This window comes from bacterium, assembly GCA_024742285.1.
Classification (GTDB): domain Bacteria; phylum Myxococcota_A; class UBA9160; order UBA9160; family UBA4427; genus UBA4427.
In genome coordinates, this window is the sequence record JANSYR010000004.1 from 410,500 (window position 1) to 429,900 (window position 19,401).

General features: G+C 68.3%; 16 protein-coding genes. 10 read left to right on the plus strand and 6 right to left on the minus strand.

The window, feature by feature from the left end; genetic code table 11:
- Positions 1–102 precede the first annotated feature (102 nt).
- Both NXI30_10755 and NXI30_10760 read right to left on the minus strand, forming a co-directional pair.
- Positions 103–1,116 (minus strand): GGDEF domain-containing protein, encoded by a 1,014-nt coding sequence (locus NXI30_10755; protein ID MCR9094684.1) that lies wholly within the window; start codon positions 1,114–1,116, stop codon positions 103–105.
- Positions 1,117–1,755: 639 nt separating this feature from the next.
- Positions 1,756–2,595, minus strand: a complete 840-nt coding sequence (locus NXI30_10760) for an alpha/beta hydrolase (protein MCR9094685.1) — start codon at positions 2,593–2,595, stop codon at positions 1,756–1,758.
- 152 nt (positions 2,596–2,747) lie between these two features.
- On the opposite strand from NXI30_10760, the gene NXI30_10765 reads away from it, so the two are divergent.
- On the plus strand, positions 2,748–2,906 hold the full coding sequence (locus NXI30_10765) for a hypothetical protein (GenBank protein ID MCR9094686.1): 159 nt from the start codon (positions 2,748–2,750) through the stop codon (positions 2,904–2,906).
- 191 nt (positions 2,907–3,097) lie between these two features.
- A complete protein-coding gene (locus tag NXI30_10770) occupies positions 3,098–3,310 on the plus strand; it encodes a hypothetical protein (GenBank protein ID MCR9094687.1) in 213 nt (70 codons plus the stop codon).
- A gap of 334 nt (positions 3,311–3,644) precedes the next feature.
- On the opposite strand, the gene NXI30_10775 is transcribed toward NXI30_10770, so the two are convergent.
- Positions 3,645–4,856 (minus strand): DUF6178 family protein, encoded by a 1,212-nt coding sequence (locus tag NXI30_10775; GenBank protein MCR9094688.1) that lies wholly within the window; start codon positions 4,854–4,856, stop codon positions 3,645–3,647.
- A gap of 80 nt (positions 4,857–4,936) precedes the next feature.
- Between NXI30_10775 and NXI30_10780 the strand changes: the two genes are divergently transcribed.
- Positions 4,937–5,581, plus strand: coding sequence for a CoA pyrophosphatase (locus tag NXI30_10780; protein MCR9094689.1), 645 nt, complete (start codon positions 4,937–4,939; stop codon positions 5,579–5,581).
- Here NXI30_10780 and NXI30_10785 read toward each other — a convergent pair.
- On the minus strand, positions 5,578–5,778 hold the full coding sequence (locus NXI30_10785) for a hypothetical protein (protein MCR9094690.1): 201 nt from the start codon (positions 5,776–5,778) through the stop codon (positions 5,578–5,580). The genes NXI30_10780 and NXI30_10785 overlap by 4 nt on opposite strands.
- 38 nt (positions 5,779–5,816) lie before the next feature.
- Between NXI30_10785 and NXI30_10790 the strand changes: the two genes are divergently transcribed.
- A complete protein-coding gene (locus NXI30_10790) occupies positions 5,817–6,758 on the plus strand; it encodes an ATP-binding protein (protein ID MCR9094691.1) in 942 nt (313 codons plus the stop codon).
- Between the two features lie 51 nt (positions 6,759–6,809).
- Here the strand turns inward: NXI30_10790 and NXI30_10795 are convergent, their stop codons facing one another.
- Positions 6,810–7,994, minus strand: coding sequence for a pyridoxal phosphate-dependent aminotransferase family protein (locus tag NXI30_10795; protein MCR9094692.1), 1,185 nt, complete (start codon positions 7,992–7,994; stop codon positions 6,810–6,812).
- Positions 7,995–8,494: 500 nt separating this feature from the next.
- On the opposite strand from NXI30_10795, the gene NXI30_10800 reads away from it, so the two are divergent.
- Positions 8,495–9,433 carry a VacJ family lipoprotein gene (locus NXI30_10800; GenBank protein ID MCR9094693.1) on the plus strand — a complete coding sequence of 313 codons (939 nt, stop codon included), beginning with the start codon at positions 8,495–8,497 and terminating at the stop codon, positions 9,431–9,433.
- A complete protein-coding gene (locus tag NXI30_10805; GenBank protein MCR9094694.1) occupies positions 9,430–10,575 on the plus strand; it encodes an AI-2E family transporter in 1,146 nt (381 codons plus the stop codon). Before NXI30_10800 ends, NXI30_10805 begins: the two co-directional genes overlap by 4 nt.
- A gap of 32 nt (positions 10,576–10,607) precedes the next feature.
- On the opposite strand, the gene NXI30_10810 is transcribed toward NXI30_10805, so the two are convergent.
- On the minus strand, positions 10,608–11,297 hold the full coding sequence (locus tag NXI30_10810) for an ABC transporter substrate-binding protein (GenBank protein MCR9094695.1): 690 nt from the start codon (positions 11,295–11,297) through the stop codon (positions 10,608–10,610).
- A 523-nt stretch (positions 11,298–11,820) separates the two neighbouring features.
- Here NXI30_10810 and NXI30_10815 point away from each other — a divergent pair.
- From NXI30_10815 to NXI30_10830, 4 genes are all read left to right on the plus strand, one after another.
- Positions 11,821–14,496, plus strand: a complete 2,676-nt coding sequence (locus NXI30_10815) for an MMPL family transporter (protein ID MCR9094696.1) — start codon at positions 11,821–11,823, stop codon at positions 14,494–14,496.
- Positions 14,493–15,350: an EamA family transporter gene (locus NXI30_10820; GenBank protein ID MCR9094697.1), complete on the plus strand. Its 858-nt coding sequence runs from the start codon at positions 14,493–14,495 to the stop codon at positions 15,348–15,350. Before NXI30_10815 ends, NXI30_10820 begins: the two co-directional genes overlap by 4 nt.
- 28 nt (positions 15,351–15,378) lie before the next feature.
- Positions 15,379–16,812, plus strand: coding sequence for a M20/M25/M40 family metallo-hydrolase (locus tag NXI30_10825; protein ID MCR9094698.1), 1,434 nt, complete (start codon positions 15,379–15,381; stop codon positions 16,810–16,812).
- Positions 16,813–17,101: 289 nt separating this feature from the next.
- Positions 17,102–19,393: an aconitate hydratase gene (locus NXI30_10830; protein MCR9094699.1), complete on the plus strand. Its 2,292-nt coding sequence runs from the start codon at positions 17,102–17,104 to the stop codon at positions 19,391–19,393.
- The last annotated feature ends 8 nt before the right edge of the window (positions 19,394–19,401 follow it).

Sequence of the window (19,401 nt, forward strand, 5' to 3'; positions counted from 1 at the left end):
GTGGATGCAAGCGAAAGGGCCCGTCGGGCGTCGCGATACGGTGTCATCGTGCGGCGCCGTGGGGTGAAACCCCGGTGTCGCGCCGGAAGGTCGCGCGTCGCGTCAGCCGCTCGAACGCTCGTGGTGCCGTTCGAGCGGACCCTCGACGCGATTCCGGCCACCCTGCTTCGCGCGATAGAGGGCCTGGTCGGCTTCCTCGACGACTTCGCTCCATTCCGCGAAACGCTGGACATTGTGACGCGTGACCGAAGCATGGCCGAGAGAGAGGGTGAGGTGGGGCCGGGTCTTCGAGTCGGGGTGCGGGATCGCCTGCTCTTCGATCGCTTCGCGAACGCGATTCGCGACGACGCCCACCGCGTCGTGATCCGTTTCGGGCATCGCGATGAGGAACTCCTCACCGCCGTACCGATAGGCCGTGTCCGCGGTCCGTACCGATTCCGAGAGGAGCCTGGCGATCTCGCAGAGTGCCTGGTCACCCTGAAGGTGCCCGAGCGCGTCGTTGTAGTTCTTGAAGTGGTCGATGTCGAGCAGAATCACCGAGTACGCGTTGCCGTATCTGACCGAGAGCGCGTGCAGATCCTCGAGTTTCTCGGACATCGCGCGTCGGTTCAGGAGTCCCGTCAAGCCGTCGCGGATCGAGAGCTCTTCGAGCTTCGCGTTGGCCGCCTGGAGCTCAGCGGTTCGTGCCATGACCGCGACCTCGAGGTCCCGTCCGCGGCGTTCGAGGACGGTGTTCATCGCGGCCTGCAGCTCCATCAGGTTCACGATCCCCGACAGCTTGCCCTTGTCGTCCGTGATCGGGACACGGCGGAACTTGCGTTCCTTCATGATCCGGATGACTTCGCCCATGTTCGCGTTCTCGGAGAGCGTATGCACCGGGCTCGCCATGATCTCGCCGGCGCGAACGTCGTCGTAGCGCTTGCCTTCGAGGAGATGATCGAGGAAGGCGACCGCATCGCGCTCGGTGATCACGCCGGCGGGCACGCCGCTCTCGCACACGACGAAGCAGCTATGGGCGCGCGAGTGCATCAGCGAAACGACTTCCGCGAGGGGCGTTTCCGGCGCGCCCATCAGGACGTCGCGATTCATGTGCTGCGAGACCTTGTCGTCGATCATGTCGCCCGGCCGCTTCGCGAGAGAGACGTTCTCCGTAATCGGACTCTTCGACGCTCGCCGAGTTCCGCTGGAGACGGAACTCGATGCTCGATGTTAGGCACGAGGACCTGCGCAGGGAAAACCCCGAGATCGCGGGTCGCAGGGCGACGGAGCGGTTCGGGCTCAGGCGCGGATGGCGATTCGCTGTCCGAGCGCGGCGGAACCCGTTCGCTGATAGGCGGCGACGGCACTGCCGCTTCGCGGAGTGATCGGCGATGCCGCCGTCGTGTTCTCGCGCGGGCCGTAGGTCGCGGGTGTCGAGGAGGTCTCGGCCGCATCCTCGGCCGGACCCTCGGCGGGAGCAGGTCCGGTCGCGGCGCGCGAGAGGGAAAGCTTGATCCCGTCGCCCTTTCTCTCCCGAGAGGGCGCTGCGGGCTCCGTGCGTTCCGGACGGCGGGGGCCACGGGACGGCTCGACCGCAAGGTCTTGCGCGTACTGGACCAGCTTTTCCAGACCGGAGATCGCCACGGTTCCCTCCGCCCGCACGCCGCCGCGCGGGCCTTCCCTCAGCGAATCGCCGGGACCCGCGAGGCGCTTGAGTTTCGCGTGCAGAATCCGGGCGATGGCCCGGTCGGCCGCTCGGGGCGAAACCCGATTCGACTAGGCTGAATCCCCGGGTGCGAGCCCTTCGCGTTCGACGAACGCGGCGATCGCGTCGAGGAGGCGATCGGGCTGGTCGACGGCCACGTGATGGCCCGCGTCGGGGACGACTGCGAGGCTTCCGCGAGGCAGGACGCGGGCGAGCTCCTCCGCGGCTTCCTGGGAGAGGAGTCGACTGTCCCCGCCGCGGACGAGGAGGACCGGACAGCGCACGTCCGCAGGGTCCGGGCGAGGTCGCGACGGCAGTCCGAACCAGGCGGGGTCGAACTTGTACCCGAAGCGCCCGTCCGGCTCCTCGCGGACCGAGCGGCGGGCGATCGAGAGGCGAAGTGACTCGTCCGCGTGACTCGACTCGGGGAGGAAGCGGAAACGCTGGATCGCCTCTTCGCGCGTGGCATAGGTCCGCCGCAATGCGAGGGCGAGGCGTGCGCGACGTCCCGAGCCGCGTTCGCTGCCCCGGGCCAGGTCGATCAGGACGACACTTCGCGTCGCGGGGAAACGACTCGCGTGATCGAAGGCGACCGCCGCGCCCATCGAGTGGCCGATCAGGTGGACGTCGTCGCGGCCGAGCCAGCTGAGCAGCGCTTCGAGGTCGAGGTTGAAGGCGCCGACTTCCCGCTCCTCGGGAAAGTCCGAATCGCCGTGCCCCCTGAAGTCGAGTGCGAAGCGGGGGCCGCGGTAGGCGAGGCGACCGACCAGATGGGTCCACCAATGGGCGTGGGCGCCGCCGCCGTGGAGGAAGACGACGGGTGCATCGTCGGATTCCGTCCTCCACTCGAGGCAGTGGAGACGGATGTCGCCGGGCGCGGGAATCGTATGGACGAGCGGGTCTCGGGGCATGTCCTGGGTGTCGTCGGGGCGGTCCGGCGTCCGGTCGGGATCGGGCGGGAGAGGCGCTCTCGACCCCGGATCCGGGCTTTTCGGTTACGGCGTAGCATACGAGATTCCACTGCAATACCCAACGTTTGGCGCGACTCGCGAGACTTGACTCCATGTTCATGAAGGCGCGTGCGAACGAAGAACAAACGGTGGTTGGGGAACGAACGTCTCGCCAGCCGGTCGAAATCGGGAGGCTCGTGGTCGTTTCGGGGCCGTTTCCGGAAACGCTCGATTTCGGCAAGGAGAGGGCGAATGGCGGCGTTTTCGATTGACAGGAATCGCGAAACGTTTATGATCGCGCCGTTTGACGGGGTTTCCCGGCCGAACGCGTTTATCTGGGGGAGTCAGACGAATCGGTTCGACCCGCAGTGGGTTCGTTCCAGGGTTCGCTGGCGGAACGCGAAGCGAGACGAAGGCGCAAGCTCTCGATCGACTTCGCTTCGACGAGTGAGAGGAAGCCAACATGGCAGCCAAGAAGAAGAAGAAGGCAGCGAAGAAGGGCAAGCCCGCCGAGCTCATCATCTCGAAGGCTCGGGTGAAGGCCGCGGTCAAGAAGTGCAACGTGGGCGGTGAGTTCTACGGTGCGCTCGACGCGGCGGTCCGCGACCTGATCAAGGAAGCGGAAGGCCGAGCCCAGGGCAACAAGCGCAAGACGCTGAAGGCCGTCGACCTCTAGCTTTCGAGGTCACCCGTTGTTCATCCGCGTTGCTTCGTGGGGGACAGCGCAGCCCAGGGCGATCGAGCTTCCTGGGCAATTCGACCTCGATGAATGCGAGAGAGACGGTGCTCTTGAGCTGCAGTACGGATGCCGTCGTTGCCTCCCCGAGGCGACGCTGGCGGCCGGCCCCCCGGTTGTTTTCGAACCCCCGGAGACTGCGTTTCGGCTCGAGGGTTGCCTGACTGCCGATCGATCCGGCGCGACGCGGTCGCGATCGGATCTGGCCAAAGAAAAGGCCCGCTGCGCTGCAGCGGGCCTTTTCGTTTCCGGCGCCCGGGGGAGCGCAACGGCCCTAGTGGACGGTGGCATCCTCGTTCGGCGAAGCGTCGTCCTCGTCTTCCTCGTCTTCGGTGATCGAAGTGGGGAGCGCAGCCTCGCGGTCGAGATTGGTGCCGACCCGGAAGAGACGCTCGAGGGGAACGCGGCGAAGCGTCTCCTCGAGAGAGAGGCCGTTCTCCCCGGCGACGTGTTCGAGTCCGTCGCTGGCGAAGCGCGTCGCCTTGTCGATGGCGCCCGGCAGGGATTCCGGATCGCCGAGCTCCATCCGGTCGGCGACGGCGATCCGGTTCGAGAGCGCGATCAGCCCGTAGAAGACGGCGCTTCGCTCGTCGGCGGTGAGCTCGCGGGTCGCGCGGAAGAGCGCGCGCTCGTCGCTCGCGATCCCGGGGAGCTCGGTGATCCAGACTGGCAGCGCCCAGCTCGCCAGGTCGAGGGCCTTCGTCTCGGCCGGAACGGTCGTCATCGCCTCCGGTCGCATGAACCCGTAGATGCGCATCGACGCGTCCCACGACGGGAAGCCCAGATCTTCCAGGCGGCCCGTTCTCCAGCGAAGGGCCCACTCCTCGTTCTCCGTCTGCAGCTCTTCCTTCACGGCCTGGATCACGCGGAAGTAGAGCCAGTAGTCGCCCTGGAAGAGCGAGTGGAGCAGGCTGAGCATCGGCGCGAGGTCGTCCTTCGGGTCCTTCGCGACGAAGTAGAACTGTCCTTCGAGGGTCTGCCCACCGTCCGGCGGCTGCCAGTCCGGGTCCTCCTGCTCGCTCGGCTTGAGGTGGACGTCGACGTGGTTGCGCAGGTAGATGACGAGCATCTCCGGGTCGACGGCGCGGGCGGCACGCAGGAGCGTCTCGTCTTCGGCGGAGGCGAGCGCCGCGACCCATCCGTCGAGCCGCGTGGGGTCGATCGTCAGGCCGGCCCAGGCGTCGAGGTCGAAGCTCGTGACGATCTGGGCGTCCGTCGCCATCGGCAGCAGCCAGCTCGCGTCGTCGAGGCCGATCGAGCGGCACGTGTACGTGAACTCGGCTTCGGGGATGAGCGGAATCACGTCTTCCGGGCTGGGGAGCAGCTCGATCACCTGGCGGCGGATCGAGAGCGGTGCTTCGCAGACGACGGTCGCCTGTTGCTCGGCCGGAAGCGACGCGAGCGCGCGCTCCGCTTCGCGCCGGTCGTCTCGGGCCAGCTTGAGGAGGCGGCGCGCCTCCGGCACGAATGCGCGGGGGAGGTCCATGGCGCGCACCCTAGCAGGCCGGTCCGCGATCCGCGCGGCGATCGTCGAGGGGCCCCGCGCAGGGGCGCTAAGGTCGGATCGTGGACATCGATCACGTACGCAGGAAGCTCGCCGGCCATCGGCCCGAGCCGCTCGCCATCGAGGAGCACCGCAAGGCAGCCGTCGCCGTCGTCCTGCGGGAGGGCCCCCGCTCCGCCGAGGTCCTGCTGATCGAGCGCGCCCTCCACCCCCACGACCCCTGGTCGGGCCACATGGCCTTTCCCGGCGGAAGGATGGAAGAGGCGGACGATTCGACGCGAACGACCGCGGCCCGGGAGACCTTCGAGGAGGTCGGGCTCTCGCTCGAGGGCGCCGAGTACCTCGGGCATGTGGACGAGCTGACCGGCAACCGCCGGACGACGCCGAGCCTCGTGGTGTCGGCGCACGCCTTCCATGTCCGCGAACACGGCGAGTTCGCGCTCGACCCGACCGAGGTCCAGCAGGCCTTCTGGTTCCCGCTGGCCGGTCTCCATGATCGGGAGCGGCAGGTCGAGCACGTCATCAAGGACATGCCCGACGCGCGCTTTCCCGGCGTGCTGGTCGGCGAGCCCGGCCGCCACGTGGTCTGGGGGCTCACCTTCCGCTTCCTCGACCGGATGCTCCAGACGATCGAGCATCCCTTCGACCGAACCTGGGGCAACCTCTCGACCCTGGTCGACGCCTCGGGCAGGCCGCGCTTTCGTTAGGCCTCCCGCGCGTCCTCGAAGCCACGGCATCGTACGACCGGCGTCGGCGGGTACCTCCGGAACGACGGATCGTCGTCCGCACGTCCGCAGCGGTAGAAGATCGCGCCGCGCTTCGTGTCCTGTCGCTTCACGAAGCGGCAGGCGGAGCAGAGGCCCACGTTCGGATCGGGTCTCGGATCTGCGTCTTCGTTGCCCATCCGGACAGTCTAACGGCGGACGAGTACACTCTGCGCCCATGTCGGACTTCCTGGATCGTCTGCAGGCACGGCTCGAGCCGATCCTCGAGCGCATCGAGCGTCTCCTCGCGGGCTTCGTCGGCGATCTGCCGGGGATCCTGACCTTCGAGCGCCACCCCGCGTTCCGCTGGCGCTCGGCCCGCGGCGTGGGTCGGCTCGAACCGATCGGGACGATCTCGGGCTTCGACCTCGACAGCCTGATCGGTGCCGACCGCGCGGTCGAGGCCCTGGACCGGAACACGCGCCAGCTGATCGGCGGTCTGCCCTACAACGACGTGCTGCTCTACGGCGATCGTGGGACGGGGAAATCCTCGGCGGTGCGCGGGCTGCTCAGTCGCTACGCGGACGAGGGGCTCCGGATCATCGAGGTGGATCGCGGCGACCTGGCGGAGCTGCCGGAGCTGCTCGCGATGCTGCGCGAAGGAACCCGCGAGGCACCCGACGCCTTCTCCTTCCTCGTCTTCTGTGACGATCTCTCCTTCGGCGGGAACGAGCACGGCTTCCGCGAACTCAAGGCGGCCCTCGAAGGCGGCGTCGAGGCGCGACCCGCCCGGGTGTGCGTCGTGGCGACCAGCAACCGACGCCATCTCCTTCCCGAGACCATGGACGAGAATCGGCAGGCCTGGGTCGACGCCGACAACGAGCTCCACCACGGCGAGGCCCTCGAAGAGAAGCTCGCCCTGTCGGATCGCTTCGGCCTCGTGCTCGGCTTCTATGCCTGCGATCAGCCGACCTATCTGGCGATCGTCGAGCACTGGCTCGCAGAGGCGGGGCTCGACGGCCTCGACGAGACGGGTCGCGCGGCGGCGCTTCGTTACTCGCTCGAGCGCGGAGGCCGCAGTGGACGGATCGCGCGGCAGTTCGCCAACGAGTGGATCGGACGTGTCCGACTCGGCGAGACGCCGACGCCGGACGCGCCGGGGCGCCCGGTCGGGCGCTGATCGGACGGCGATCCGACGCGTGAGCGTGCGCGACGCGTCCGTCGATCGCGCTCAGATGATCGAGAGCTCGCGTCCGACCTTTGCGATCACGCCGAGCGCCTGGTCGAGGTGCTCGCGCGTGTGCGTCGCCATGTAGGACGTGCGGATCACGCCGTGGCCGGGCGGAACCGCCGGGGTCACGACGGCGTTCACGAACACGCCCTCTTCCTGGAGGCGGTTGGCCATCGCGTAGGTGACCAGATCATCGCCCGTCAGCAGCGGGATGACCGGCGACTGGGAGCCGCAGGTCTCGAAGCCGAGCAGCTCGAGCTCGCGCTTCATGTAGTTCGTGTTGTCCCAGAGCTGCTGTCGCCGCTCGGGCTCCGTCTCGACGATCTCGATCGCGGCCTCGACGGCGGCGGCCGCCGCCGGGGGGATCGCCGCCGTGAAGAGCTGGGCCCGCGCGGTGTGCTTGATGTAGTCGAGGATCTTGGCGTCGTCGCAGGCGATGAAGCCGCCGACCGTCGCGAGGGACTTCGAGAAGGTCCCCATGACCAGGTCGACTTCATGCTCGAGACCGAAGTGCTCGCAGATGCCGCGACCGTGCTCGCCGAAGACACCGAGGGAGTGGGCTTCGTCGACGAAGAGCCCCGCACCGTAGGTGTTCTTGTGCTTCACGATCTCGGGGAGCGGCGTGACGTCACCCTCCATCGAGAAGACGCCGTCGACGACGATCAGCTTGCCCTTGTCGGGGCCGACGTTCTTGAGCTTCTTCTCGAGGTCTTCCGGGTCGTTGTGCCGGAACTTCACGGACTTGGCGAGGCTCATCTGGACGCCGTCGATGATCGAGGCGTGATCCATCTTGTCGAGGATCGCCACGTCGTGGCGTCCGAGCACGGTCGAGAGGACGCCGACGTTCACGCCGTAGCCGGTCGAGAAGACCAGGACGTGCTCGCGCTGCATGAAGTTGGCGAGGCGCTCTTCGAGGCGCACGTGGATGTCGAGGTTGCCGTTCAGCAGTCGCGATCCGGCGCAGCCCGTGCCGTACTTGGCCGTCGCGGCGATCGCGGCTTCCTTGACCTTCGGGTGGCTGGTCAGCCCGAGGTAGTTGTTCGAGCCGAGCATGACGACCTTCTGGCCGTCCATCGTGACGACGGGATCCTGGGGTGACCCGATCTCCCGGTAGAGCATGTAGGCGCCGGAGTCCCGGGCCTCCTGGGCTCGCGTGTAGTCACGACATTTCTGGAAGACGTCCACGATCGTTCCTCCCGGTCGGCCGTTCCGCGCTTCCGGCGTCGCCTTCTCGGGGAAGGGTCTGCCGTGGCGCGCGTGATGCCCCGGCTCGGGGCCGGCCTGTCGGTGGGTGGTTGGATGGGTAGCCGATGTTTCAGCGATTCCTGAATCCCGGCGTCCGTTCGTGGGCCGCGGGGCACGTTTCTGAACGGGGATCCTGCTCTCGTTGATGGAAAGAAGGTCCCAGCACCGCGGCCAGCCCTCGTCGGGGCTCGGCCGTATCGTGGGGGGTGCGGTCAGCCGCGCATCGCGCGGATCTGGAGAGTACCCCACCGATTCTCGGGCTGTCAGCGAGATCCTCGTTTTGTGGGGGCATGTCACCACGAATCGACGAAGAGTTCTCTCCAGATCCGGAAATGTCGTCCGACTCGCGAATCCGCCGCGTCGGGTAGAGTCTGAGACGGTGCGCATCCCCCGCGAGCCCGCGGGGTCATTCCACGGCGTGCCGATCGAGGGGGTGGGCGATGAAGCGCGGTTGGGTTCGCTCGAGGAGCACCGGGTCCAGCGCGCGCCGGCGGAGCGCGTCGTCGATCCTGGCCGCGCTGCTCGGGCTCGTCCTCGCGATGCCCGCCCTGGCCGAGGATGGCGCCGACCTCGAAGAGGAACCGGATCCGGTCCTCGACGAGGAACCCGATCCGCTCTTCGACGATCTCTTCGACGAGGAGTTCGACGAGCCGGCGGGCTATCCCGACCCGCTCGAAGGGACGAATCGCGGAACCTTCGCCTTCAACCGCCAGCTCGACCGATGGATCCTCGATCCGGTGACCGAGGGCTATCGCTGGCTCGTTCCCGAGCCGGGCCGGAAGGCGATCGCGCGGGCCTTCGCCAATCTCGGTTCGACGCAGACGCTGGTGAACGACGTGCTCCAGCTCGAGTGGAAGGACGCGTCGGTGACGACGGGGCGCCTCGTCCTGAACTCGACGCTCGGCGTCCTCGGGTTCTTCGAGGTCGCCGAGACGTTCGGCCTCGAGGCCCACGAGTCGGATTTCGGGCAGACCCTCGCCCTGGCCGGCACGCCCTCGGGCCCCTACGTCGTGCTTCCGCTCCTCGGGCCTTCGACGGTGCGCGACGCGATCGGTACCGGGGTCGATGGCTTCTTTCAGCCGACCTACTACATCCTCGGTCCCTCGAACTTCCTGCTCGGTCCGACCGAGATCCTGCTCTACACCGGCAGCTCGGGGATCAGCACGCGAGATCGTCACTACATCGAGCTCAAGAGTCTCGAGGACAGCAGCATCGACTTCTACGCCGCCATGCGGAGCGGCTACTACCAGGATCGCGTCGCGGCGATCTGGACGCGCCGTCCGGGACATCGGACGAGCGAGGAGCCCGAGTTCACCCTCGGTCGCGACGAAGACGATGCCGCGCCCGACGAGGGGGATGCCCTCGCCGAGGAACGATGAAGTCCTTCGACCCGGACGTGGCGCCTGCCCACCAGCGCCGCTTCCTCCTGCTGGTCGTCGCGGCGATCTCCGCCCTCTTCCTCTGGATGGTCGGCGGGTTCCTGATGGCGCTGCTGCTCGCGGCGATCACCGCGGGCATGACCCACCCGATCCATCGTCGACTCGAGCGGCGGCTCGGAGGTCGATCGGTCCTCTCGAGCATCCTGGTGTTGCTCGGTCTGCTCGTCCTGGTGATCGGGCCGCTCTTCACCCTGCTCGGTCTCGTGATTGGTCAGACGGTCGAGCTCTCCCAGCAGATCGGGCCCTGGATCGAGGCGCGGACCGCGGATCCCGACGCGCTCTCGCTCTGGATCGAAGGGCTTCCGATCTGGCAGTGGCTGCCGATCGAGCCGGTCCTGCCCGAACGGGAGCGGGTCCTCGAAATCGGCGCGAACGCGGTCCGCAACACCGGTGCGCTGCTCGTCGACGGGCTGGCCGCGGCGGGGCGAGGGACCGCCGCGTTCGTGCTCGGCGGGTTCATCTATCTCTACGCGGTCTTCTTCTTCCTGATCTCGGGCCGCGAGATTCTCGATCGCGTGCTCTACCTGAGTCCCCTCGAGGCGGAGGACGAGGCCCTCGTGATCGAGCGATTCGTCTCGGTCACGCGAGCGACCCTGCGCGGGTCCCTGTTGATCGGCGGGATCCAGGGGCTGCTCACCGGGATCGGCTTCGCCGTCGCGGGCATCTCCGGCGCGGCCTACTGGGGCACGATCGTGGTCGTGCTCTCGGTGATCCCCGGGATCGGTGCGCCCCTCGTCTGGCTGCCTGCGGTCCTCTGGCTCTTCGCGACGGGCGAAGCGACGACGGCGATCGCGCTCGCGGCCTGGTGTGCGCTGGCGGTCGGGAGCATCGACAACGTGCTGCGTCCCCGCCTCGTCGGCTCCGACGCGCGGATGTCGGACCTGATGATCCTGATCAGCACCCTCGGCGGGATCTCGCTCTTCGGCGCCCCGGGCTTCGTGATCGGACCGATCGTGGCGGCGGTCTTCGTGACGCTCTGGGACGTCTACGGACGCGTCTTCGCCGATGCGCTCCCGCCCATCGCGCCGACGCTGGCCGACGAACCGGGTGAAGCGAGCGAACCGGAAGCCCCGGAAGACTGAAGCAGAGCCCGCAGCCTGGGAAGCGCGCCTCGCTAGCCTTCGGTCTTCCCCTTCTCCTTCAGGTCCTCGATCTTGTCCTCGATCGAGGCCATGAGGAAGTCGAAGCCCTCGCGCTTGAGCGCGGAGGAGTACTCGGAGCGGCGCAGGGCGAGCTCGCTGACGGTGCCATTCAGGTAGACGTCGATCACCTTCCAGTCGCCGTCGCGCTCGATCACGCGGTAGTTGAGCTGGACGTCCTCGCCGTCGGGCACGACGATCTTGGTGAGCACGTTGCGCGTGCCCCGGGCGGCGTCTTCGACGCCGAGCGTCACGAACTCTTCGCCGGTATAGCCGGTGAAGCGGCCGGCGTAGTTCGCGGTCGTGAAGCGCGCGAAGGTCTCGGCCCAGCGCGCCTTCTCTTCGACGGAGAGCTTCTTCCAATGGCGGCCGACGGTCTTGCTCGCCATGAAGTCGAGGTCGAAGGTCTCTCCCATGAGCGGCGCGAGGCGATCGATCCGACCCTCGAAGCCGAGCGTCTTCGCGTCCTTCATGATCTGCAGGAGGCCCGCGTGGAACTTCTCGATGATCGCGGTCGGCGCCCCCGCCTCCGCCTCGACGGTGGCCGCCGCGGTCGCGTCGGCGCCGGGGTCGATGGCCGCCACGTTCTGGGCGAGCGTCGTCTGCGTCGCGAGCACGAGCAGCGTCGCGACCACGATCGAGTTCGGGCTGGGTCGAGTAGACATCTTCCGCATCAAGGTCCTGCTTCCTCTCGAGCGCCGTCGCGAGCCAGGGGCTTCGCGTGGGCCCTCGCTCGCCGCTGATTCGAGGGGTCGATCCTCGCTCGTACGCACGACCTCGTGGCGCGCGCCGAGCTCTGTTCTTCGAATGCGTCGGGGTCGAGATTCGTCATCGGCGGAGGGGTGGGCACCGATGGTCGGCCCGAACTCTAGCAGCCTCCGCGCAATGCAAGGCGCCTCCGATCCCCCCGAATCGCCGGGTTCTACCCGCGGGCGTTCGACACACCGCGCAGGAGATTCTGTGCAACAGTCTGTGGCGCCGATCGGGGCGGGATGGGGTCGCGCGCCGATCTCGGCTCGCTCATGGAGCGTGGCAGCCACGCCGGTGGGACGTTCTAGACCACGCGCGCCCGAACGCGTGGATTCTCCGTGGTCGTGCGTACCCGGGGCGAGGCAACAGGTTCCGGAACGCGCCCGTCGTCGGGCCGGGACGAGCGCGAGACCAGGGGCGGTTGGGGTACGCAGCTCGGTGAGCGAAATCGACGAAGAAACGCTGGAATCCCGCCTCGGTGCCGGTCTCGGCGCGTGGGTGCGGGCGAGCGCCCGCAGTCGGGGCCGAGTGGCAGCGCTCGCCGCGCTCCTCTTCGCGACTTCCCTCGTCTACACCGCGACGGAGCTCGGGATCCGCTCGGAGACCGAAGCGCTCTTTCCGGAGGACCTGCCCTTCCGAGTGCGGGACGCGCGTTTCCTCGAGACCTTCCCGATGCTCCACGAGAACATCGTGCTGGTCGTCGAAGGCCCGACCGCCGAGGGCACCCGCGATGCGACCCAGCGACTCGCGGCCCGTCTGGCCTCCCAGCCCGAGCTCTTTCCGCGGGTCGCCCTTCCCGCCCATCCCTTCTTCGAGCGCAACGGCCTCCTCTATCTCGAGGTCGAAGAGCTCGTCACGCTCGCGGATCGGCTCGCGCAGCTGCAGCCGCTTCTCGCGGGGCTCGTCGCGGACGAGAGCCTGCGTGGCTTGATGGACCAGACGCGCGGCGCCGTCGAAGCGCTCCATCGCGAGCGCATCGAGGAATTCGACCTCGCCCCGATCCTCGCTCGCCTTGAGGAGACCGTGCGCACGTCGTTCGCGCCGGGCGGGGACGCTCGGGGTCGTCTCGATTGGTCGGCGATCATCGATTGGGGTCAGAGCGACGGCGATCCGCGGCGGCGGGTCCTGCAGGTCCAGCCGGCCCTCGACTACGGATCCATGGCGGCGGCGCGGCAGGCGATCCTCCGGCTCCGCGACCTGGTTCACGAGCTCGGTTTCGCGACCGTCGACGATCCCGAGCCCCGCGACTACCGGGTCCGCATGACCGGCGACATCGTCCTCAACTTCGACGAGATGGCGCTGCTCCGGACCCAGGTCGCGGGCGCGGGCGTGGGCTCCTTCGTCGTCGTGGCGATCCTGCTCTTCGTCGCGCTCCGTTCCGGTCGGCTCGTTCTCGCGACGGTCATGTCGCTGCTCTTCGGGCTCGTGGTGACCGCCGGCTTCGCGACCCTCGCGATCGGCCACCTGAACATGATCTCGGTGGCTTTCGCGGTGCTCTTCATCGGCCTCGGCGTCGACTTCGGGATCCATCTCTGCATGCGCTTCCAGGAGCTCCGAGAGCAGGGCGACGACGCCGAAGCGGCGCTCCAGGCAAGCGCGCGGGGCGTGGGCAGCAGCTTGATGGTCTGCGCGGCGACGACCTCGGTCGGCTTCTTCGCGTTCGTGCCGACCGACTTCATCGGCGTCGCCGAGCTCGGGGTGATCGCGGGCGTGGGGATGTTGATCGGCGTGGCCTCGAGCTTCACGATCATCCCCGCGATCCTCGCCGGCGCGCCGAAGATCGCGCCCGGCGAACGGCGTCTGCCGACGCTGCACCTGCCGACCTGGCCGGTCCGACATGCCCCGGCCGTCGTGGTGGGTTGCGCGCTTCTGTTCGTCGCCGGCGGCTCGCTCCTTCCGGAGCTCTACTTCGATCAGAATCCGCTCAACGTTCGCGATCCCGCGGCGGAGAGCGTTCAGGTCTATCAGGATCTGCTCGCAGACAGCGACCGTTCGCCCTGGCCCCTCGAGGTCCTGGCCAACACCGCCGAAGAGGCCGACGCGATCGCCCTTCGCTTCGAAGCGCTTCCCGAGGTCGACCGCGCTCGGACGCTCTCGGATTTCGTGCCGGAAGAGCAGGCCGCGAAGCTCGAGGCGATCGACGAGATGGCCTACTTCGTCGACTGGGGCGCGATCCGTCGGGTCGAGACGCCACCCACGACGGAAGATTCGATCGCGAGTCTCGAAGCGCTGCGAGACGCGCTCGCGGAGGCGCGAGCGAGCGGGCTGGCGCCGGAGACGGCGCGCGCTGCGGCGAGTCTCGAGTCGGCGCTCACGGCCCTGCTCGAACGCCTGGCGGCGCAGGGTCCCGAGGCGCGAACGGCACGGATCGACGCGCTCGAGGATCGGTTGTTGGGCGGGCTCCAGGGGATGCTCGCGCGACTCGAGCGTGCGATGAACGCCGAGCGCATCCGACTCGAAGACGTTCCGCAGACCGTCCGGGAAGAGCGGGTCAGCGCGAGCGGACTCCATCGCGTGGAGATCGTGCCGGCGGAAGACCTGACGGTCCCGGGCGCGCTCGATCGGTTCGTCGCAGCGGGACAGTCGGTGACCGAGGATCTCGCGGGTCCGGCGATCCGGATCCAGGCCTCGGCCCGGGCGGTGACCGGGGCGCTGATCCAGGCCCTCGCTTCGGCCGTCGTCGTGATCCTGGTCTTCCTCTCCGTGCTCTGGCGCCATCCGGGCGACGTCTCGCTCGTGATGCTTCCGCTCCTCTTCGCGGGGGTCTCGACCGGCGCGTCGATGGTGCTGCTCGACATCCCCTTCAACTTCGCGGACGTGATCGTATTGCCGCTCCTGCTCGGGATCGGCGTCGACTCGGGGATCCACATGGTCCATCGCGCGCGGATTCGTGAAGACGCGGACGCGTCGCTCCTCTCGACGAGCACCGCTCGCGCGGTCGTCTTCAGCGCGACCACGACGATCGCGAGCTTCGGCACCCTCGCCCTGGTTCCGCATCGCGGCATGGCGAACCTCGGTCAGCTCCTGGTGGTCGGCGTCGGCTGGACGGTGCTGGCGAATCTCGTCCTGCTCCCGGCGCTCCTCGAGCTGCGCGAGCGCCGGGCCCGCGCGTGACGGGCGGCGCCGACGAGCTCACCCTCGTTCTGGTCCTCGCCGCTGCGCTCATGCACGCGAGCTGGAACGCGGTCGCGAAGGCGAGCGGCGATCCCCTGGTCAACATCGCGGTCATCACCGTGACCGGCGGCGTGATTGCGCTCCCCTTCATGGCCTGGTTCCCCTGGCCTTCCGACGAGACCTGGCGGTGGCTCCTGATCTCGGGCGTGATCCACTTTCTCTATCAGCTGAATCTGGCGCGCATGTACCGGCTCGGCGATCTCAGCCAGGTCTACCCGATTGCTCGGGGGCTCGCGCCGCTCGGCGTCGCCGCGATGGGGGCCCTCTTCGTCGACGAACGCCTCGCCTGGAATCAGGTTCTCGGCCTCGTGTTGAGCGCGGCGGCGATCGGGGTCCTCGGTCGTTCGGGTGGCCGTGGCGGCCAACGGGCGCGGGGCGTCGGGACGGCCCTCTTCGTCGCCGTGTTGATCGGGCTCTACACCTACTCGGACGGGCGAGGCGTTCGCTCGGTCGAGAACCCGCTCCTCTACATCGCCTGGACCTGCTTCATGAGCAGTCTCCCCTTCGGTCTGTACACGGCGGTCGTCCGGCGGCAGACCGTCGTCGATTCACTTCGCCGCGGTGGAGCGCGCGCCGTCGCGGGCGGGGTCCTCGCGACGGTCGGCTATGGGATCGCGCTCTGGGCGATGGCCCGCACGCCGCTCGCCCTCGTGGCCTCGCTCCGCGAGGCGAGTGTCCTCTTCGCAGCGCTGATCGGCGCGTTCGTGCTACGCGAATCCTTCGGACGGATCCGCATCCTCGCGTCCGCCGTCCTCGTGGTGGGACTCGTGCTGGTTCAACTCGCTTCGGGCTGATCGGGTCGGGCGCGTCTATCCTGCGCGCATGACGAAGAGCGCTGCCGACGTGTCCTCCGATTCCGTCGCCTCCCTCGATGCGATCCTCGAGCGCCTCGACGGCGGTTTCGAGGAGAGGATCGAGGAGCTCGTGACGCTCGCGAAGATTCCGAGCGTCTCGGCGGCGGGCTATCCCGCCTCCGAGGTCGCGCGATCCGCGGAGGCCGTGGCGGAGCTCCTCGCCGATTCGGGATTCGAGCGGGTCGAGGTCGTGCCGCTCGAAGGGGCTCACCCCTACGTGATCGGCGAGTGGTTGGGTGCCGGGCCGGAAGCCGAGACACTCCTTCTCTATGCGCACCACGATGTCCAGCCGCCGGGTCGCGAGGCGAAGTGGCGGAGTCCCGCGTTCGAGCCCACGCGTCGCGGTGACGAAGGCGAGGCCGGTCGGCTCTACGGCCGAGGGGTCGTCGACGACAAGGCGGGGGTCGTGGTCTTCGCCGGGGCGCTCCGCGCCTGGCTCGAGAGCGGGACGCCACCGCCGGTGAACCTGAAGATCGTCGTCGAGGGTGAAGAAGAGATCGGATCGGGACATCTCGCCGCGTTCCTTCGCGAACACCAGGCACGGCTCCAGGCGGACGTGCTCGTGCTGTCCGACACGGCCAACTTCGCGACCGGTTTGCCTTCGATCACGACGAGTCTGCGCGGGATGGTGATCGTCGACGTGCGCGTGCGCGCCCTCGACCATCCGATCCACAGCGGCATGTGGGGCGGACCGGTTCCGGACGCGGCGACCGCGCTCTCCCGGATCCTCTCGCGCCTCTTCGACGAAGAGGGCCGTGTCGCGATCCCGGGCTTCGACGACGACGTCCCGGCGCCGACGGAGGGACAGCGCGCGCGCCTCGAGGCGTTGCCGATCGACGACGACGCCTTCCGGGCCGATGTGGGACTCGTCCCGTCGGCCGAGCTGATCGGGGGCGGCGGCACGAATCTCTACGAGCGGATCTGGTATCGGCCGGCGGTCTCGCTGGTCGGGCTCGAGGGCATGCCCCTCGCGGAAGCCGCGAACAACCTGCTCGCCGACGCGGCGGCGAGGGTCGGCGTCCGGCTCGCGCCGGGCCAGGACCCCGCGGCCATGCGCGAGCGGGTGACGGCACTCCTCGGGGCCGATCCGCCGTGGGGCGTCGAGGTCGAGCTCAGCGTCGAGACCGAGGCGGCGGGCTGGGCCGTCGAGCCCGAGGGTCCTGCCTTCGAAGCCGCCGAGCGCGCGCTGGCAAAGGGCTACGGCCGCCGGCCGGTCTACATCGGCTGCGGTGGGGGAATTCCCTTCGTCGGGCCCTTCGCGGAGGTCCTCGGCGGTGCGCCCGCGCTGCTCCTCGGCCTCGAGGACCCGATCTGCAACGCCCATGGCGAGAACGAGAGCCTCGATCTCGCCGACTTCAAACGCGCCCTGCGCTCGGCGACGATCCTGTTCGGCGAATTCTGAGCCGGTCGGTCGACGTTCTTCCGCAGGCGGTCCGCGGAGCGCGAACACGCGCAACTCCGCGTCTCGATTGTTGATTCCACGATACAGCCCCCCGCCGGTGCCGCGATCCAGATGCTAAGGTGGGCGCGCTTCGAATCCGAAGCGGCCTTTGTCGATCCCGCAGCGGGCCGGTTCGAGCCCGGGGCGACACGCTTCGATTCCAGCACGCACACCGCAAACCGCTGCGCGCGCGATCGCGCCCCGACGATCGACGGGGCGCCCCGAACGAGAACTGCAGGAGGAGCCACCCATGTCCGCCGACTCGGCACTCGCGACGACCCCCGAACTCGTCCAGAACACGTACGACAAGCTCAACGCCAACCTCGAGGTGATCCGCGATCGTCTCGGTCGCCCGCTGACCTACGCCGAGAAGATCCTCCTCGGTCACCTCGACGACGCGAAGGGCCAGGAGCTCATTCCGGGCGATTCGTATCTCCAGCTCCGCCCCGATCGCGTCGCCATGCAGGACGCGACGGCGCAGATGGCGCTCCTCCAGTTCATGCAGGCGGGCAAGGACGAGACCGCAGTTCCGTCGACGGTCCACTGTGACCATCTCATCCAGGCCTACAAGGGCAAGGACGAGGACATGGACACGGCGCGCACGACGAACGCCGAGGTCTACAACTTCCTGCGCAGCTGCTCCGCACGCTACGGCATCGGCTTCTGGGGCCCCGGCGCCGGCATCATCCACCAGGTCGTCCTCGAGAAGTACGCCTTCCCGGGCGGCATGATGATCGGAACGGATTCGCACACCCCGAACGCCGGCGGCCTGGGCATGTTCGCCTGCGGCGTCGGCGGCGCGGACGCGGTCGACGTGATGGCGGGGTTCCCCTGGGAGGTGCTCTATCCGAAGGTCGTCGGCGTCCACCTGACCGGACAGCTCTCCGGCTGGGCCTCGCCGAAGGACGTGATCCTCAAGGTCTGCGAGATCCTGACGGTGAAGGGCGGCACGAACCGCGTCGTCGAGTACTTCGGTGATGGCGTCGCGAGTCTCTCCTGCACGGGCAAGGGCACGATCACGAACATGGGCGCCGAGCTCGGCGCCACGACCTCGATCTTCCCCTTCGACGAGCGGATGGCGACCTATCTGAAGGCGACGGAGCGAAGCGAGCTCGCGGACCTCGCCAACGCGAACAAGGACCTGCTCACGCCGGATCCCGACGTCGTCGCGAACCCGGACGGCTACTTCGACGAGATCGTCGAGATCGATCTGTCGACCCTCGAGCCGCACATCGTCGGCCCGCACACGCCGGACCTCGCCCGCCCGGTCTCGAAGATGGCGTCGGACGCCAAGGAGCAGGGCTACCCGCTCAACCTGAGCTCCTGTCTGATCGGCAGCTGCACGAATTCCTCCTACGAGGACTTCTCGCGCGCAGCGGACGTGGCCAGCCAGGCTTCCGCCAAGGGCGCCAAGGTCAAGTCGACCCTCTTCTGTACGCCCGGCTCGGAGCAGGTCGACGAGACCGTGAGCCGGGACGGACAGAAGGAGGCCCTCGAGTCGATCGGTGCGGTCGTCCTCGCGAACGCCTGCGGCCCCTGCATCGGTCAGTGGAAGCGCGACGACATCGAGCCGGGCGAGTCCAACTCGATCCTCTCGTCCTTCAACCGCAACTTCCCGAAGCGCAACGACGGCAACGCCGAGACGCTCTCCTTCATCGGAAGCCCGGAGATCTGCATCGCGTTCGCCCTCGCCGGAACCCTCGACTTCAATCCGATGACGGACGAGCTCGAGGCGGGCGACGGCACCCGCTTCAAGCTCGATCCGCCCGGACCGGCCCCCGAGATCCCGGACGACGGCTTCGTCATCAGCTTCGAGGGCTACCTGGATCCGCCGCCGACCGCCGAGCGCGCCAGCGTCGAGGTCGAGGTGTCGCCGGACAGCGAGCGGCTCCAGCTCCTGGAGCCCTTCTCGGCCTGGGACGGCAAGGACTACGAGAACCTGCCGCTCCTTCTGAAGGCCAAGGGCAAGTGCACGACGGACCACATCTCGATGGCCGGACCGTGGCTCCGCTTCCGCGGCCACCTCGACAACATCTCCGACAACATGTTCATCGGCGCGATCAACGCGTTCACCGGCGATGCGGGGACGGGCAAGAACGTCGAGACGGGCGAGACGGGCGTCGGCTTCCCGGCGATCGCCCGGGACTACAAGGCCAAGGGCCTTCGCTGGGTCGTGGTCGGCGACGAGAACTACGGCGAGGGTTCGTCCCGCGAGCACGCGGCGATGGAGCCGCGCCACCTCGGCTGCGCCGCGGTGATCGTGCGGAGCTTCGCCCGGATCCACCAGGCGAACCTGAAGAAGCAGGGCGTGCTGCCCTTCACCTTCGTCGACCCGGCGGACTACGACAAGATCCAGGAGACGGATCGGATCTCGATCGTCGGCCTCGACGGGCTCGCACCCGACCAGAACGTCGACGTGATCGTGACCCACGAAGACGGCTCGGAAGACCGCTTCCAGGTCGCGCACACGCTCAACGAAGAACAGATCGAGTGGTTCAAGGCGGGATCGGCGCTCAACCTGCTGCGACAGCAGGGGGTCTAGCGCCCATC

What these genes read in the sequence shown, in the direction of transcription:
- NXI30_10810 (MCR9094695.1), bottom strand. Translation starts at nt 11,297, where the DNA reads ATGTCTACTCGACCCAGCCCGAACTCGATCGTGGTCGCGACGCTGCTC.
- NXI30_10830 (MCR9094699.1), top strand. Translation starts at nt 17,102, where the DNA reads ATGTCCGCCGACTCGGCACTCGCGACGACCCCCGAACTCGTCCAGAAC.
- NXI30_10785 (MCR9094690.1), bottom strand. Translation starts at nt 5,778, where the DNA reads ATGGGCAACGAAGACGCAGATCCGAGACCCGATCCGAACGTGGGCCTC.
- NXI30_10760 (MCR9094685.1), bottom strand. Translation starts at nt 2,595, where the DNA reads ATGCCCCGAGACCCGCTCGTCCATACGATTCCCGCGCCCGGCGACATC.
- NXI30_10765 (MCR9094686.1), top strand. Translation starts at nt 2,748, where the DNA reads ATGTTCATGAAGGCGCGTGCGAACGAAGAACAAACGGTGGTTGGGGAA.
- NXI30_10800 (MCR9094693.1), top strand. Translation starts at nt 8,495, where the DNA reads ATGAAGCGCGGTTGGGTTCGCTCGAGGAGCACCGGGTCCAGCGCGCGC.
- NXI30_10825 (MCR9094698.1), top strand. Translation starts at nt 15,379, where the DNA reads ATGACGAAGAGCGCTGCCGACGTGTCCTCCGATTCCGTCGCCTCCCTC.
- NXI30_10755 (MCR9094684.1), bottom strand. Translation starts at nt 1,116, where the DNA reads ATGATCGACGACAAGGTCTCGCAGCACATGAATCGCGACGTCCTGATG.
- NXI30_10775 (MCR9094688.1), bottom strand. Translation starts at nt 4,856, where the DNA reads ATGGACCTCCCCCGCGCATTCGTGCCGGAGGCGCGCCGCCTCCTCAAG.
- NXI30_10790 (MCR9094691.1), top strand. Translation starts at nt 5,817, where the DNA reads ATGTCGGACTTCCTGGATCGTCTGCAGGCACGGCTCGAGCCGATCCTC.
- NXI30_10805 (MCR9094694.1), top strand. Translation starts at nt 9,430, where the DNA reads ATGAAGTCCTTCGACCCGGACGTGGCGCCTGCCCACCAGCGCCGCTTC.
- NXI30_10770 (MCR9094687.1), top strand. Translation starts at nt 3,098, where the DNA reads ATGGCAGCCAAGAAGAAGAAGAAGGCAGCGAAGAAGGGCAAGCCCGCC.